Genomic DNA, 1,310 nt, shown 5'->3' with positions numbered 1-1,310 from the left:
CCCCACTGGTCGAAGGAGTCGATGTTCCACACCGCGCCCTGCACGAACACCTTGTGCTCGTAGAGGGCGACGAGCTGGCCGAGGACCGACGGGGTCAGCTCGCGGGCGAGGATCGTGGTGGTGGGGTGGTTGCCGTGGAAGGTGCGGTGCGGCACCTGCTCCTCGGCCACGCCCTCCGCGCGGACCTCCTCGGCGCTCTTGCCGAAGGCCAGCGCCTGGGTCTGGGCGAAGAAGTTGGCCATCAGCAGGTCGTGCTGCGCCTTCAGCTCACCGCTCAGCTCCGCCACCGGCTCGGCGAAGCCGATGAAGTCCGCCGGGATCAGCTTGGTGCCCTGGTGGATCAACTGGTAGTAGGCGTGCTGCCCGTTGGTGCCCGGCGTGCCCCACACCACCGGCCCCGTCTGCCACTGAACCGGTGTGCCGTCGCGCTGCACCGACTTGCCGTTGGACTCCATGTCCAGCTGCTGGAGATAGGCGGTGAACCGGGACAGGTAGTGCGAGTACGGCAGCACCGCGTGCGACTGGGCGTCGAAGAAGTTGCCGTACCAGATGCCCAGCAGGCCCAGCAGCAGCGGGGCGTTGGACTCGGCGGGCGCGGTGCGGAAGTGCTCGTCGACCAGGTGGAAGCCGTCCAGCATCTCCCGGAAGCGGTCCGGGCCGATGGCGATCATCAACGACAGGCCGATCGCGGAGTCGTAGGAGTAGCGGCCGCCGACCCAGTCCCAGAACTCGAACATGTTCGCCGTGTCGATGCCGAAGTCCGCGACCTTCTCCGCGTTCGTCGACAGCGCCACGAAGTGCCGGGCCACCGCGGCCTCGTCACCGAGGGCGTCCAGCAGCCAGGAGCGGGCGGAGGTGGCGTTGGTGATCGTCTCGATGGTGGTGAACGTCTTGGAGGCGATGACGAACAGCGTCTCCGCCGGGTCCAGGTCGCGCACCGCCTCGTGCAGGTCGGCGCCGTCCACGTTGGACACGAAACGGACCGTCAGCTCCCGCGCGGTGTACGGCCGCAGCACCTCGTAGGCCATCGCGGGGCCGAGGTCGGAGCCGCCGATGCCGACGTTGACGACGTTGCGGATGCGCTTGCCGGTGTGACCGGTCCAGGCGCCGGAGCGGACCCGCTCGGCGAAGTCGGCCATCCGGTCCAGCACGGCGTGCACGGCCGGCACCACGTTCTCGCCGTCGACCTCGACCACCGCGTCCCGCGGCGCGCGCAGCGCGGTGTGCAGCACCGCCCGGTCCTCGGTGACGTTGATCTTCTCACCGCGGAACATGGCGTCCCGCAGGTCGAAGACCCCGGTGGCGGCGGC

1 protein-coding gene is annotated in these 1,310 nt (G+C 69.5%); it reads right to left on the bottom strand.

The window, feature by feature from the left end:
* Positions 1-1,310, bottom strand: a 1,310-nt coding sequence (gene pgi, locus ACZ6CZ_RS38055) for a glucose-6-phosphate isomerase (RefSeq protein WP_469030697.1), incomplete at both ends; no start/stop codon positions are given.

This window comes from Streptomyces sp. NPDC041135 (assembly GCF_055592085.1).
The sequence above is the reverse complement of the archived record's forward strand: the minus strand, read 5'-3'. Positions and strand labels throughout refer to the sequence as shown.